Origin of the sequence: Halomonas huangheensis, assembly GCF_001431725.1 — a bacterium.
GTDB lineage: Bacteria > Pseudomonadota > Gammaproteobacteria > Pseudomonadales > Halomonadaceae > Halomonas > Halomonas huangheensis.
On sequence record NZ_CP013106.1, the window covers coordinates 2582463 to 2598072 of the forward strand.

The 15610-nt window shown below is 54.6% G+C and carries 12 protein-coding genes; 6 read left to right on the forward strand and 6 right to left on the reverse strand.

Going from position 1 to position 15610, the window contains the following annotated elements; genetic code table 11:
* Nucleotides 1–34: 34 nt before the first annotated feature.
* Both AR456_RS11330 and AR456_RS11335 read left to right on the forward strand, forming a co-directional pair.
* The gene (locus tag AR456_RS11330; RefSeq protein WP_021817270.1) at nucleotides 35–1144 is read left to right on the forward strand and encodes a pyridoxal phosphate-dependent aminotransferase; all 1110 of its coding nucleotides are present in this window, start codon (nucleotides 35–37) and stop codon (nucleotides 1142–1144) included.
* A gap of 200 nt (nucleotides 1145–1344) precedes the next feature.
* The gene (locus AR456_RS11335; protein ID WP_021817269.1) at nucleotides 1345–2460 is read left to right on the forward strand and encodes a BamA/TamA family outer membrane protein; all 1116 of its coding nucleotides are present in this window, start codon (nucleotides 1345–1347) and stop codon (nucleotides 2458–2460) included.
* A 44-nt stretch (nucleotides 2461–2504) separates the two neighbouring features.
* Here AR456_RS11335 and AR456_RS11340 read toward each other — a convergent pair whose 3' ends face one another.
* Both AR456_RS11340 and AR456_RS11345 read right to left on the reverse strand, forming a co-directional pair.
* Nucleotides 2505–3842, reverse strand: coding sequence for a UDP-glucose dehydrogenase family protein (locus AR456_RS11340; RefSeq protein WP_021817268.1), 1338 nt, complete (start codon nucleotides 3840–3842; stop codon nucleotides 2505–2507).
* 51 nt (nucleotides 3843–3893) lie between these two features.
* Nucleotides 3894–4892, reverse strand: a complete 999-nt coding sequence (locus AR456_RS11345) for an NAD-dependent epimerase (RefSeq protein WP_021817267.1) — start codon at nucleotides 4890–4892, stop codon at nucleotides 3894–3896.
* A 437-nt stretch (nucleotides 4893–5329) separates the two neighbouring features.
* Between AR456_RS11345 and AR456_RS11350 the strand changes: the two genes are divergently transcribed.
* Entirely contained in the window at nucleotides 5330–6424 is a 1095-nt protein-coding gene (locus AR456_RS11350) for a glycosyltransferase (protein ID WP_021817266.1), read from the forward strand.
* A gap of 75 nt (nucleotides 6425–6499) precedes the next feature.
* Nucleotides 6500–7204, forward strand: coding sequence for a lipopolysaccharide kinase InaA family protein (locus tag AR456_RS11355; protein ID WP_021817265.1), 705 nt, complete (start codon nucleotides 6500–6502; stop codon nucleotides 7202–7204).
* On the opposite strand, the gene AR456_RS11360 is transcribed toward AR456_RS11355, so the two are convergent.
* Both AR456_RS11360 and AR456_RS11365 read right to left on the reverse strand, forming a co-directional pair.
* Nucleotides 7180–8319, reverse strand: a complete 1140-nt coding sequence (locus AR456_RS11360; protein ID WP_021817264.1) for a glycosyltransferase — start codon at nucleotides 8317–8319, stop codon at nucleotides 7180–7182. The genes AR456_RS11355 and AR456_RS11360 overlap by 25 nt on opposite strands.
* Before the next feature lie 33 nt (nucleotides 8320–8352).
* Complete coding sequence (locus AR456_RS11365; RefSeq protein ID WP_021817263.1) at nucleotides 8353–9492, reverse strand: glycosyltransferase; 1140 nt, start codon at nucleotides 9490–9492, stop codon at nucleotides 8353–8355.
* A 402-nt stretch (nucleotides 9493–9894) separates the two neighbouring features.
* Here AR456_RS11365 and AR456_RS11370 point away from each other — a divergent pair, with 402 nt between their 5' ends.
* The gene (locus AR456_RS11370) at nucleotides 9895–11049 is read left to right on the forward strand and encodes a glycosyltransferase (RefSeq protein ID WP_021817262.1); all 1155 of its coding nucleotides are present in this window, start codon (nucleotides 9895–9897) and stop codon (nucleotides 11047–11049) included.
* Nucleotides 11050–11086: 37 nt separating this feature from the next.
* Nucleotides 11087–12421 (forward strand): PIG-L family deacetylase, encoded by a 1335-nt coding sequence (locus AR456_RS11375; RefSeq protein WP_021817261.1) that lies wholly within the window; start codon nucleotides 11087–11089, stop codon nucleotides 12419–12421.
* Nucleotides 12422–13004: 583 nt separating this feature from the next.
* On the opposite strand, the gene AR456_RS11380 is transcribed toward AR456_RS11375, so the two are convergent.
* Nucleotides 13005–14705, reverse strand: coding sequence for a heparinase II/III family protein (locus AR456_RS11380; protein ID WP_155829119.1), 1701 nt, complete (start codon nucleotides 14703–14705; stop codon nucleotides 13005–13007).
* 98 nt (nucleotides 14706–14803) lie between these two features.
* Nucleotides 14804–15553, reverse strand: a complete 750-nt coding sequence (locus AR456_RS11390; RefSeq protein ID WP_021817258.1) for a hypothetical protein — start codon at nucleotides 15551–15553, stop codon at nucleotides 14804–14806.
* Nucleotides 15554–15610 lie beyond the last annotated feature (57 nt).

Consider the following 15610-nt stretch of genomic DNA (forward strand, 5'->3'; position numbering starts at 1 on the left):
TGCTGAAACCAACAACTCCAGCAAAAGGACTGTCATGCCTCGTTATGCCGACCACCTCTATACCCCTGGTCCCGACAACCCCTTCCCCGGTATCTGGGTACTGAAGAGACGATTGGGGCGTGATATCCCCCATCGACTCGGCTCCAACGAAGGTCTCGACATGCCCCACACGGCGCTTCGCCGCCACTTCGGCGACACCATGGCTGATCATGTCTATTGCTATGGAGATGCAGAAGCACACGGCGTACGCCAACGCCTATGTCGAGAGCATGGCTTTGATTTCGATACCCTGCTGGTCGACGCCGGTTGCGACAGCCTGCTGGCACTGGTGCTGCGCGCCACCGCCCCTCCTGGTAGCTGCGTGGTCAGCTCCGCCGGCACCTACCCCACCTTCGCCTACTTCGCGCGCGGACAAGGCTGCCAGTTGGTTGAGGTCGCCTATCACGAAACCGAGCATCACCTGGCGCCAGACATCGATGCGCTGATCGATGCCGCCCACCAACACCAGGCCCGTCTGGTGTATCTCGCCAATCCGGATAACCCCACCGGCCACCGCCACGACCGGCACACCGTCAACCGACTGCGCGAGAAGCTGCCGAAGGATTGCTGGCTACTGCTGGATGAGGCCTATCACGATTTCCGCGACGACGCTGACGCTCCCGAGTTTCAGCAGGCGATCCCGGGCGTGATTCGTTGCCGCACGCTTTCCAAGGCACACGGGCTCGCTGGCCTACGTATCGGCTACGCCATTGCCGAGCCCGATACCCTGGCGATGCTGATGAAGGTGCGGATTCACTACGCGGTATCCAGCCTCACGCTGGCGGCGGCAGAGGTAGTGCTCGATCACCCCCAGGAAACAACCCAGCACATCCGCGATGTTATCCAACGGCGTGAGCAACTCGCCCAGCACTTTCGCGAGATGGGAGCCGATGTATTGCCCAGCGCGACCAACTTCATCTGCGTGCGGCTCGATAATGCCGAACTGGCCGCAGAGGTCCATTCTGACCTGCTCGACGAAGGAAAATTGATCGCCCGCGCGGCCCACCCATCGCTGGGTCATGTGCTGCGCATCACCGCCGTAGCAGATGCACTGGTACCCGGCAGGCTGGCGCGCCTCGAACAGGCCATTGGCCAGCGAAAGTGAAGGCGTAGACCTGAAGGACCGGACTTGAAAGACCGGACCTGAAAGACCGGGCGTAAAGGAAAGCGCGTTAAGAACGGGAGCATCAACCAGCGTCTCCCGGAACAGGAAGCCCCGTGACGACGCTGTTTTCATCTACATTAGAGAGGTGCGGTTGTGTCTCACTGACCCCGCCTCCTCGACCCAATGCATGAGAGATGGATATGAGAAAACTCGGTCTGATCGCCACAGTGCCCCTTTGGGTCGTCGCCCCCGTGCTGGCTCAGACAGAGACACCTCAGCCATCCGTTGCAGCAAGCGAAACCTCGGCCTCGGCTCATTCCACCGACACAGAAGATGCATCGACTCCCCGCTCGCCGTGGCTTCTGGTGCCCACCATCAGCAGCAATCCCAAGATCGGTACCTCTGCCGGCCTTGTCGCGGGTTATCTGTTTCACACCGACCCGGAGTCAACCTCCTCCATGTTCGGAGTCGCAGGCACCTACAGCACGACCGACTCGGTAGTCGGCGGTGTTTTCCTGCGCAGCTACTGGGATGCCGATAGCAAACGCCTGATCGCGGGAGTAGGAGGAGGAAGGATCTACAATGACTATGAGGACTTCCTCGGCACCAGCGCCGAGGCCGAAACTACCGATGAAATGAAGGCGGCATTTGTCCGCTACATACAGGAGTTCTCTGCTGACTGGTTCATTGGCGGGCAGGCAACCTATGCCAATTACACCACCTACGGCGATAGCTTCAACGCGCAGCAGATTCTGGATACTGCCGGCCTTACCGGGATCAAGTCCGGCGCCGTCGGCATGGTGCTGGAATACGACACTCGCGATACCCAGAATACCCCGACGTCCGGCACACACCTGAACGTCAACAACCTCGCGTATCGAGAGGCGCTCGGTGGCGACCACGACTTCGATACACTCAATGCGGAATTCGCCCACTACCTGCCACACGGCGATGGCAACGTCTTCGCCTGGCGCGTCTTCGGGCGTGCCACTCATGACGCCCCACCCAGCGGGTACTCCAGCGTCGAATTACGCGGCTATACCCGTGGGCAGTATCTTTCCCCCAACTCAGTATCCTTCGAAGCCGAAGAACGCTGGCATCTACATGGTCGCTTCGGCATCAACGCCTTTGCCGGTGTTACCTGTCTATTCGGCGATGGCGATCGTTGCGACCGTAGCGACAACCTCTACCCCGCCGCTGGCGTCGGCGCCCAGTACACCATCAAGCCAGAGGAGCATATGGTCATCAGCACCGACTACGCCGTCGGCAAGGATGGCAACAATGGCTTCTATGTCAGGTTGGGGCAGGCGTTCTAAAGCGCTTTTCTTTCGCCATGTTCATTGATCGCTGTTGGGGCCCATCAGGCAAGCAATGAATCACCCCGTCCAACAGCGTAATACATCAACCCGGCATCGCGGACGATCTCCGGATCATAGAGGTTACGCCCATCGACGATGACCGGCATTGATAGCTGAGATTTCAGCCATGCGAAATCCAGTGAACGAAACTCCTTCCACTCGGTACAGATCACCAGAGCGTCCGCGCCCTTCACCGCCTGAACTCGATCGCCAGCCAACAGCAAGTCGTCACGCTCACCGTAGAGACGGCGGCATTCCTTCATCGCTTCCGGATCATAGGCCTGTACAGTGGCACCAGCATCCCACAGTGCTTCCATCAGCGTACGGCTCGGAGCGTCGCGCATATCATCGGTGTTGGGCTTGAAGGATAACCCCCACAGCGCAATGGTGCGGCCCTTGAGATCACCATCAAAGGCGTTGGCCAGTTTGGAAAACAGCGTCTGCTTCTGGCGGTTATTGACCGACTCGACCGCAGCAAGCAACTCGGCCTGATAGTCCACATCTCGCGCAGTACGCTCCAGCGCCTGCACATCCTTGGGAAAGCAGGAACCACCGTAGCCACAACCGGGGTAGATGAAGTGGTAGCCGATACGCGGATCGCTGCCGATACCGCGACGCACCTGCTCCACATCGGCGCCCAGCCGCTCCGCCAGATTGGCAATCTCGTTCATGAAGCTGATCTTGGTGGCCAACATGGCATTGGCGGCGTACTTGGTCAGCTCAGCGGCGCGCACGTCCATGAACATCAGCTTTTCCTGCAAGCGGATGTAAGGGGCGTAGCACTCCCGCATCAGACGTTTGACGCGCTCGGAATTCGTTCCCACGATGATGCGCGCACCATGCGTGAAGTCCTCAATGGCGGCACCTTCCTTGAGGAACTCAGGGTTGGAGCATACCTCCACGTCGAACTCAGCACCGCGACTGGCGAGACGCTTCTGCACCTGCGCCAGAACCTTGTCCGCCGTTCCCACGGGCACCGTGGACTTGTCGACGATCACCTTGTCTTCCTGCATATGCTCACCGATGGTGTCAGCCACGGCCAGCACATACTGCAGATCAGCGCTGCCATCTTCATCCGGAGGAGTCCCCACGGCGATGAACTGCAAGACGCCAAATGCCACCGCCTCCGCCGGGTCGGTGGTAAAACGCAGACGGCCAGTGCCGACATTGTGCTTGACCATGGATTCCAGGCCCGGCTCATAGATCGGAATCTCGCCCGCCTCGAGGCGAGTAATCTTTTCCGCATCCACGTCCATGCACAGGACATCGTGCCCAACATCCGCCAGACAGGTGCCCGTCACCAGCCCCACATACCCGGTGCCAAATATGGTGATCTTCATTCCCTGTCTCCCCATACCTTCAAAGATGAAAACCCGTTGCCAATTCGCAACCTAAACTCCGTAATACGCCCGATACCACTCGACAAAACGCGCCACCCCATCTTCAACCGAGACCGACGGACAGTAACCGGTGGCGGCAAACAATGCCTCGGTATCCGCCCAGGTCCTGGGGACATCGCCAGGCTGCATATCCTTGAAGTCACAGATGGCCTGCTGACCGGTGGCCTTCTCGATGGCATGGATGAAATCCATCAACGACACGGGGCTACCGTGACCGATATTGTAGAGCGCGTAGGGCGCCGTACTGGTGTCCGTGGTCACTTCACTGGTACCGCGCGGTGTCGGCACGATATCCAGCACCCGCACCACGCCTTCGACGATATCATCGATATAGGTGAAATCCCGTGACATCTCACCGTGGTTGAAGACTTCCAGCGGCCTGCCTTCGAGTATCGCGCGTGTGAACTTGAACAGCGCCATATCCGGACGGCCCCAAGGGCCGTATACAGTAAAGAACCGCAATCCCGTGGTCGGCAGGTCATACAGGTGTGAGTAGGTATGCGCCATCAGCTCATTGGCTTTCTTGGTGGCTGCATACAGGCTAATCGGATGATCGACGTTATCGTCGGTGGCAAACGGAATCTTGTCGTTGGCACCATAGACCGAGCTGGATGACGCATACACCAGGTGCTTGACCCCGTGATGGCGACAACCCTCCAGCACATTCATATGCCCCACAAGGTTAGCGTCCACGTAGGCGTGGGGATTCTCCAGCGAGTAACGGACGCCAGGCTGCGCCGCCAGATGAATCACTCGCTCGAAGCGCTCCTTCTCGAACAGCAATGCCATGGCATCGCGATCCGCGAGGTCTACCCGTTCAAAGCGCACATCACTGCAGCCTGAAAGGTCGTCAAGCCGCGCCTGCTTGAGCGAGACATCATAGTAGGCATTGAGGTTATCGATACCGACGATGTCATGACCGTTGCCGGACAATCGTCGCGCCACTGCGTGGCCAATAAAGCCCGCCATACCGGTGATCAGCAGTTTCATTACAAGATCCTTGCCAAATGCAGCGCCATTGTAACGCGACCTGGTCAGCGCTGGGCGACAAATTCCCTTCGGTCCTTTCCATCAACCCTTTCCCTAGCCATTTCCCTCAACCCTTTCCATCAACCCTTTCCCTTCGAGCGCTTCCTTTCGAAATCTGCTTTTCGATTACAACACAGCGCCCTGTTCGACAGGCAAAGACGCGACAAGTGCCATCGCACCCAGCGCTTCACCTTCAGCCCAGCTCATGTCGGTGATAAGCCATGTCGGTGATAAGCCATGTCGGTGATAAGCCATGTCGGTGATAAGCCATGCCGGTATAAGCTATGGTAGTCTTGCGCCGAAATGTACGCGCAGAAGCTGCAGCAAGCATCTGGGCTGACCTGCAAGTCGTGAAAATACTAGTGAAAGAGCCGCAGCAAGGAAACAAGGAGCCAACCGTGAACCATCAGCGCATCGCCTTCGTCATCGAGGATCTCTATGGTGGCGGCGCTCAGAAGTCCTTGCTGTACACCGCAGATCAGCTTCGCCAGCGCGGGCATGCCGTCAAGGTGTTCACCCTGAGGGAGAAGATAGAACATCGGCTCCCGGAAGGACTCGACATCGAGGACCTCGCGGTGGTCACCCGCTTCACCAAGGCGACCTCCACCGTGTTGACCGAAAAGTGGCAGGCTCGCCAGATCAACAAGGCCCTCAAGGCCTGGCAGCCAGATGTGGTGATTTCCTGTTCCTGCGACAAGATCACTCGTCACCTGGACTTCGACAACCTCTACTTCTGGATCAAGTCGGATGTCTCGGCCAAGTTCAGTGATCCTGAGCAGCGCGAGAAAGCCTTTGCCAAGGTGCGGCGCTTCTACAATGGACGCAAGGTAATCGCCGTCTCCCACGGCGTGAAAGAGAATCTGGAAAAGGTCGTCGGGTTAAAGGCTGAAAACATCATCCCGATCTACAACCCTTACGAGCGCGAACCTTTTGTCGCCATGGCCGAGGAAGCCCTCGAGTTACCCCAGGGTGTCACTGCAGGCCACTATTTCCTGAGCGTTGCGGCCATCGAGCCACGCAAGCGTCAGGATCGCCTGCTCCGGGCCTATCGTCATGCTCTGGATAACCATGGCCTGACAACTCCGCTGCTGATCATGGGCAAGGGCAAGCCGGACAACGAACAGCGCCTGAGTGCCTTGATCGACGAACTCAAGCTGCAGGAGCACGTCCACGTGCTCGGCTATCACCACAACCCCTACCCCTATATCCAGTCGGCATTGGCGATGGTGCTGACCTCCGAGGCCGAGGGGTTGCCACGGGTACTGATCGAAGCACTATTGCTGCATACCCCGGTGATCAGTGTCGACTGCCCCAGTGGCCCGAAGGAAATTCTCTCCCAGGAACTTCAGGAATTCCTGCTCGAGCCCGATGACGAGGCAGGCCTGGCAAGCGCGCTCGCCCGTATGGAAGCCAACCCGGTCACCATTGAGCCACGACACTATCAGCAATTCCTCAGGGAAAACGTTCTCCCTCATTTCGAGGCACTGGTGTAGCGCATGCGGCATTGCCTGTGATCTCACTCCTGACTGGCCAGACCCCATGCGAAAGAGATGCGAAAGGAACGTTGGATGAAACTGCTCGATATTCCGTTCAATGACCGGCGGCGACGTTACCTGGTCTTTCACCCTCGTAAACTGCCGGCTCGGCTGGCACTGGCCAGCACCTCGACGACCGAGGCCTTCGAATCGGTTGGTTCGAGCCGCTTCTACACCTCAACCGACGGCTTGATTCTGGCCAAGGTTGTACGGGACAAGTTCTGTCAGCGCCGGGAGCCCTTCAAGTGGTTGACCCGCGATTACCTCGAAAAACGCTGGCTGGGGCAATCCGATGCGCGCAAGGAATACCTGAGCATGCGCATCCTGAAGCGTGCAGGGTTACGCACACCGCGCTTCCATGGCTGGGGCATCAGCCTGAACCCTGCCAACCGCAATGCGTCACTGCTGTTGATGGAGCATATACAGGGCGCTGAAATGGGCGGTGACGTCGTGTTCATGCGCGCAGATGAAGCTACCCGAGAAAAGTTACTCGACCGCGTCGCCGAGGAAGTGCTGATGCTGGCAAAGGCGGGATATCTGCATCGCGACCTGCATCTCAACAACTTGCTGGTGACAGACAACCAGGAGTTGATCTGGGTCGATGCCCACCTGAAACCTATGCCGAAGGCCCGCGACAAGCGCTGGCCAGCGCTCAAGGCGACATTGTCGGATAGCAAATTCTACGGAGCACAATATCGCCAGCGCATCCAGCGTCACCTGGAAGACGCATGGCGCTGACTCCCCAGGTCCGCGAGCGCCAGATAGCTCGCAACCACAGTGTCCAGTTGAAACCGAAGGCAGATATCCTGGGGAATCTCCGGAGGCACTTCCAGCACTCGTCGAATGGCTGAACCAAAAGCAGCAATATCGTCAACAGGGACCAGGTAGTCTCGCATCTCATCGATGAGTATTTCGCCCGGCCCCGTCGGGCAGTCCACGCTGACCACCGGCGTACCGCAAGCCAATGCTTCCACAAGCACCAGCGAAAAGCCTTCATAGTCAGAGCTGAGCAGAAGCGCTGAAGCACAGCGCATATAAGGATAAGGGTTATCTCGGTGCCCCAGGGTCTTGACTCGCGTGGTCAGCCCTCGTGCCTCGATCATGGAATCAACCGCGGCTCGCTGGTCCCCTCCACCAACAAGAATCAACGGCAGCACGGTTTCACTTGCCTGATAGGCATCCAGCAGCCGATCAAAACGCTTGGCTCGCAGGTCCATGCGCCCGACAAATACCAGATACTGCGGAGGTACATCATCGACGGCCTCTTCAGAACGTCGAATAACCTGCTCGATATCAACGGGATTGGGAATCGCTCTCGCAACGAGAGGGCGAGCGCCAATGATCTGGCATAAACGCTCCAGCGCAGCATGAGATACCGTCACGACCTTGCGGTGATCATACAGCGCACGAACCTTGCGTCGCTTGAGCCAACGACTCAGCCCACTCTTGTTGCCCAGAAACTCCGTCACCGGATCCGAGTGCAAGCAATACCATGCCTGATCACTCAGCCGACTACGCGACACTACCTGATGGGAATGGTGAAGATGGGCCATCACCAGCCCGAACTCTGTGCCATGCCTGGAGAACCAGTCATCCAACATCCGAGCATGCAAAGCATAGCGCTGACGGCGCTCAGCCCTGCTCTTTGTCGTCAATGGCAACGTCACCAGTTCGACACCTTCGGGCAACTGATGGCTGACTCGATCACTGAGCACCACCAAGGTGACCGCAACTCCCTGCTGGTGCATGCCCTTGATCAGATCGCGGACGACGATCGGCGCCCCACCGCTATCCAGGTGATCAACAACAAACAGCACCGAAGTGACGGCGGCTCTCGAAGGACTGGACAACATGCTTCCCCATTGCGGCAATTGAGACGATAGCCGTCATGATGCCAGAAATGCACTGACGATACGCGGAGGTAGAAAGTCCTCCAGCCATTCTTCACGAACCCTGGGTTTGGGCCCCTGCACGGCCTGGCGCATACCCGCCGCCAGCGCCTCGACTTCACGCTCGACAATCGATGACTCCAGCTCGCCCTTGAGGATTTGACGTACCCCTCCCGGGCAATCAACGGAAAGCACCGGTGTGTCACACGCAAGGGCTTCGAACAGCACGATTCCCATGCCCTCAAAGCGCGAACTCAGTACGAACAGACGAGCATTGCGCATCCATGGGTACGGGTTCTGCTGTGAGCCAGCAAACACCACCCTGTCCTCGATACCCAGCGAAACAGCCAGTTGCTGGAGGCAGTTCAACTGCTGGCCGTCTCCGACAACCACCATCGGCAGCTCCAGACCACTCGCCGCATAGGCTTGCAGCAGCAACTCATGATCCTTGGCTGGAGCCAATCGAGCGACATTGACCAGATAGGGTGTCCTGGGCAATTTCGGCTCATCCACCAGCATATGTTTGCGGATGCTCTCGACCGGACAAGGATTGGGGATCACTTCCATGGAGCGAGGCGAAAACCGCCACAACGGCATTGCCTGATGCACACTTCGCGCCACACCGTCGGAGACCGCAACCAGATCGCGCCGATGATAGAGGCAACGCGCGAACAAGCGCCGACGCCAGCTGGCAGTCGGACTATGGAAGATATTCTCCAGCACGTAACGAGCCCTGGAATCACGGAAACTCCAGACCAGTTCGAAGGTTCCCTGGCCACGGAATATGATGCGGTCCACCTTGCCATACCGGCGCTCGAAGCGCTTGAGCCACCAGCGGAACACAACGCCCCCCATCAAGCCGGAGCCCAGAAACAATGACCGTTCCAGGAAAGGGTTGAGCAGTAGGCGCGCCAGCATCTCGAATAGATAGCCCACCACCGTAAGGCGCGCATATCGTGTGAGTGGCAGACGATGCACCCTGACATCATCGCGCTCCGGTGCCAGCGACTGTTTGACCTCGCGGAAGCTGACCAGATGGCTCTCGTGACCTGTGGCAGCGAACGCATCCGCCAGGTTGACGGCGACTCGCTCCATGCCTCCCATTTTCAGGGAGCGTACGACGATCAGCGTTCTCACTTCATCTCCATCTTGACTTGTTGTTGTGAATCCATGTTGTTGTGAATCCGTGTTGTTGTGAATCCATGTTGCTGTGAATCCATGTTCTTGTGAATCTATCTACTTGTTTATCAAGCTTTCTTCCATTCGGCTATCGGTTTGAACTGTACTTCCCTCTGTGGTTCCCCTTCAGCCCCGTCAGCGCTGAACTACCCGAAAAAACTTAATTATACTTGATGCTGTTGTATCCCGGAGTCAGCAGCAAGCAACGCAGCAACAGCATTTTCGATGGCATATATGCGAGAATCAGTAAGATACACAGGAGAAGTAGTCGGAACTGTGCTGAGCTCCCGGGGGCTCCTCGAAGCTTGACAGCCTGGCCACCGAATCCGGTTCTACACTCGCGCATGGGTATACTGATTGATGAAGGATCAGCGACGTTTTCTGTTGGTGTTGCGCCGCATGGATGTCGGCGGTATCGAGCAAGCAACCCAGACAATGGCCGAGGCGCTGGCAAATGCCGGGCACGAGGTGCATGTACTGGTGCTGAAGGGAACCTCGCAACGTCAACTGGCCAGCAACGTACATGTCCACCACTGCGATGTTGACCGCACCAGCCGACGTCGCTGGGGCCTGTTGCTGCACCTGGCAGACCGCCTTTTTCTCAGCCCCTTGATCAAGGGTTCCGGCATTGTCTGGCGAGGCAAGCGCTGTAGTGCGGCCTTCAGGAATATCGTCGCGCAGCTGGAAGTGGAACATGGTCGTTTCGACATGATCCTGATGCGTGGCCAGGGTGCCTTCGAGAATCTGTGGGCATACAACGATCCACGCACCTGGCGTGTGGTTGAGGCCATTACCGGTCGCTTTGCCAACACATGGCGCGGTCGCTGGCTGACCCGCGTGCTGTATCAAGGCAAACAGGTGATCAGTGTCTCGCACGGCGTCGAACAGTCACTGAATGAGTATCTTGAAGAGCGTGGGGTACAGCTGGCGGCGCACGAGGTCATCTACAACGCCGTACCCATCCACAAGCTCCAGCAGTTGGCTGACCATACGGTAAGCGCAGCGACGACTCGCCCCTATCTGGTGCATGTCGGTCGCCTGGTGCCGGTCAAGAACCAGGCCCGCCTGCTGCGGGCCTTCCATCTCGCCATCCATCAAGGCCTGGAGCATGACTTGGTGATCATTGGCGATGGTTCCGAACGCAAGGCACTGGAATCCCTGAGCCAGCAACTGGCGTTGGAGAATCGCGTACACTTTCTCGGCCATCAGGCCAATCCCTACCCCTGGGTCAATCAGGCCGACGCGTTGGTGCTCAGTTCAGACTTCGAAGGACTGGGTGTGGTGTTGATCGAAGCGCTGGCACTGGGAACCCCCTGCATTGCCTGCGATGTGCCCGGCGGCGTCAGTGAGGTTCTGATCGAAGAGCAGCGCCGTCTGCTTTGCGCTCCCGATGACCAGGCGCTGGCGGATGCCATGCTGGACGCCACCCGCTACCCACTGGCGGTCAACCCACAGTGGTTGAGTCGCTTCACCGAAGAACGAGTGGTACAGCAGTTGCTTGAGATCACCGCCTGACCCTGGCCGAACAGTCATAGACAACGGAAGTCCATCGATGCCCCGACACACCGACCATCGTTTACCACTGGAGGCAGACCTCGCTTGCCCAGTGCGCATCACTCCCGACGGCCACCTCGTAATCGAGGATGCGACCTACACCAGGCTCATCAATGAACTACCGGACCTTCCCGGAATGACCTGGATGCTGCAGCTGAACTACCGTTCGACCAGCCGCTTCAAACAGCCGAGGATCACGACCTTCGCCGACGGCAAGGAACGCTTCACGCAGTACTTCGAAGTCAACGAGGCCGGTGAACGACTGCTCAATCTTACAGGCCCCTTTCACCCGCACAGCTCTCGCCTGGAGGCCCGGCATTGCAGTATTGGCCCACAGGCAACCCTGCTGGGATTCACACAACCGGCACTGGACGATGGCCCACTGCTGATCATCGCTCCCCACCCGGATGACGCCGAGCTTGCCGCTTTCAGCCTGTATCAGCAGTACGCCCGTGATAGCTGGATCCTGACACTGACCGCAGGCGAAACCCTCAAACGCCTGGACCGTCAGTATCTACCCGGCCTCGATGCCGACACCAACCAGGGCAGCCAGCGCAAGGGACTGATTCGTGCCTGGAACAGCGCCACAACACCGCTGTTGGCTGGCGTACCCCAACAGCAACTGATCATGCTCGGGTATTACAACGACACCCTCGGCCGCATGCTGGATTCGCCTGATCAAGCGATTCCCTCGCTCGGTGGGCCAGACGTGGCCATCGCGCCCTTCCGCCAGTGGAACAAGGCACCACTGCCCAGCAATAAGCAGCGACAACAGCAGAACGACATCACCAACTGCGGCCAGAATCTACTTCAGGACATGGTGGCAACACTGGACCTTATCGGCCCCACCACCATCGTCATCACCCACCCCGATATCGATCCACACAAGGATCATCGCGCTGCAGCCGCCTGGCTGGGAAAAGCGCTGCAACACAGCCGAGAGCAGCCAAAGCGAATCCTGATGTATGCCAACCACCTCAAGGGCTGCCGTGATTTTCCCCGTGGGCCAGCCTATGCTGCCGCCGGTATCTGGCCGACCACCGCCCAACCGCATGCTGAGTTGTCAACGCGGTTGTTTAGCCGTTACCTCCCCGCAGAGACCATTCGCCAGAAAGCCGTGGCCATGGACACCATGCATGATCTGAGAGGCAAGGCACGCATGGAAAAGTCGATCAAGCGCAAACTCTCGGCCCGCCTTCGAGATCTGCCCGCCTCAGCGGCCACACCACTCGGCGAGCATGACTACTTCACCACCCACCTCAAGGCACATGAAAACTTCACCGCAGCGTCGGCTGAAGCCTTCGTCGCTCATGTTGAGGCTTTGCAAGCCTGAATTAGCACAGTATCCCCGCTGCCGGGCGTAAGCCATCCAAAGACCCGGCAGCAGGTGATTCCGTTATTAACCAGTGGCGTGATGGCTCAAGGAGCTTTCTACACCTTCTGTACTACATGGCCCAGACAATCAACAAAGTGCATGCACTGCTCCTAGACAACACCAAAGAATGAGCTACTTAAGCAGGAGAATTAACAGAGAACGATTATGCTGTCCCACGAGCCATGCACTCTTTCAAAAGGGTTTGAATAGAATACTCCTGAACATTTCTCTGCCCTAGGTTGCCACTGGGCAATACCAAGAACATTACAGGAGACTGAGAAACGCCATCATCCATAACCAAATCAAACTTGGTGGTCACCACATTACAAAGGAAAGAGATGCCTTTTCCTCTCGTCTAAACAACATAGAAATATAGAACTTAGTCACATCATCGAAAATCAAACTTACCGTTCCTAATTCACCCATGCAAGAGAAAATAACGCTCATTCAAAAAACTCAAACTTCCATCAAGAAACTTAACCTCTATTCAAGATACCCCTTCTCTGGGAGAGGGAGGACTGCAAATTATAGGTAAAACAACCTACAGCTGTACGTTCCAAGTTATTGATCGGTTATCACCAGAACATACGGCACGAACAACGGACGCAGGCTCCATCTTTTTGTAGCCTACACTCACCCACCCTATAATAGGATCTAATTGTCCTCGAACACTCTCTACAAGACAGTCTTTCTCTTCGAGATGAGCCTGAACAAGACTACCATCGGATAGCACCACATCAAAACCGTCCTCCCTGATAACCGGTTCCAAACCAGCCGCAAGATGTAGACTGCTCACATAAATCCTCTTCCCCTCCGAAGAAAGAACATCTCTAACCACAAGATTTTCGCCCGGCAGATAAGTAATTTCTCTACTCTGAAAAAACAGCCCCCGCCGTTCAACCTCTCCCACCATATGAAAGCCTTCTTCTGAAACTAAAACCTCACTCAAATATGATCCATTATATCCAATATACTCAAGACCCACATCCTCATCAGCCAAGCTAATTGTATTATGAGCCGAAGCGCTCACCACATAATCTCTCCAGTCATCATCCCCATAGCCATACTTTCCTGAATCAATAAATAGCATCTCTCCATTCTCAAATAGAGAAAAACTCAACTCATCAACATGCTTATGCACTCTCGAGTATGACATCCCAGTAAAAAACAGCATAGAGTTTTGATTGTCGGCCCCTGGGTCGGAACGAATAACTGCATAACCAGAATCTGTAAAGTCCCCTACAGCAAAACACTTATGCCTCTCTAGGCATGTAATCTCAGGCGCTGCTACCAACGTATCAGTCGTGCCCGCACTATCTCCAGCTTCAACAAATCGTCCAGTGGGCCATGCAAGCCAAGGAGTAATTTCTTCCGCTTTCTGAATAACATCCAAAACACCCTGGCCCATTACAGCATCTACATTAAAATTTCTCAAAACCCTCAAAGTAAACGCATGATAAGATGGCGAATGCTCTTTATGAACACCTTCTTCGGTATAGGCTCTTTCTAATATTTCCTCCAACATCTCTTCTGAATACTGTCTTTCACCCTCACACACCTCTCCTTCGATTACAGTGCACAGCATTCTCAATCCAAAAACCTGAAAAAAACCATGATTCCCTTTGTTAATATTCTCTTCTTCAGTTAAGTACCGAACATGTCTCTCTGCAAGGTCATAAAGAATGTCTACATCATTGACACTCTCAACAACTTTCCCTTCATATACTTCATCCAGTAAGAAAGAAATTCTCATGGCACGAATCCCCACAGACATATCATACCATGTATATTCCGATGGTCCATTTTCCTCATGAAACTCATACCAGTCGCGAACAAACGACATAGCTTCATTAAAATATTTAACCTCACCGGAATCCAGATATTTTTTTATTACTGGGTCCACACCTCGCCATGCATGAAGTTGAAATTTCCAATTTGCATCGTCAAATGGATCAGCGGACCAGTTAACAGGCACTTCGAAAGGCCACGGCTGAACATCCGCACGGGGTTTAAACCCGACACTCAAAACATCTTCATAATCTTGCTGTTGATTTAAATAAATATCCGAAACAGCTATTCTTGACTCATAGCTCTGGTCTGGGGAAAACTCTTCACCTTCAACATCCTCTCCATAAACAGGAAGAAAAAAAGAACATGCCAGGCACCCAGAAAAAAACCCAATACCTAATATTTTCATATCATTCCCCGCTGCAACTGCATCATAAATAATAATTATATTCAACACTCATCAACAGCTGATCGTTCACACACCTACAACATTATCTCAAACACTAAATCCTTAAGATTACATAAAAATATTAGCATTCAAACAAAAACTAACTATCTATCGTATCCCAAAGTTTCAAACACATGTTTCATTTTTAGAAAAATAGCATCCTTGTTTTCTTTTTCCAGTATCTTCCCTGCATCAACATGTCGAGAATTTAGCTTTAGCTCTGGTAGTCCGCAGAACCTCTCACCCAATTTTGAAAAAACATCAGAAAGCTCTTTATCCAACTCCTCATACTTCAAAACCCTGTCAACCATTACATCGTCACCCAGCGAATATAAATTCCAATTTATCCTTTTAGTAAAATCATCTTTATCCAGCAGATCTTTCACTAGAAGATTCACCTCATCAGCACTCCACTCTCTATACAGAACGCCCTCCTTATTATACCTTGAGTTATTATAAAGAACACTTGAAACAACCCAAGAATACGGATGACGATCTACAGTAAATACGAAAAAATCCTTTATATCATACCCCATGTTTTCTACTATAGATTTTATTCTAGCGTATTTCATGTGGCTAGGAGCTAAAGCTTTTTGAGATGCTAGATACTCGGCGGCCTCTTCAAACCGCCCATCAAGAACCAGATCAGTGTAATAACTCTCGCTCTCCTTATCCCTGAGATAGTTTTTCGAGAAAAATCCTTTTTTTGATGAATAAAATTCATCTCTCGGAGTGACCGCGGGGACTATATCATTTTCTCCAGTTATCTTACGAAGTTCAGCTTCAATCGAAGTCCCTGCTACTTTCCTTGTCTTAAGAAAGATAAATTTTTTTTCAAAACTTACAATTGACATCTTACACTCCTAGAATAATTTAAATGATACTGTAATTAACAATACTGGACTATAATT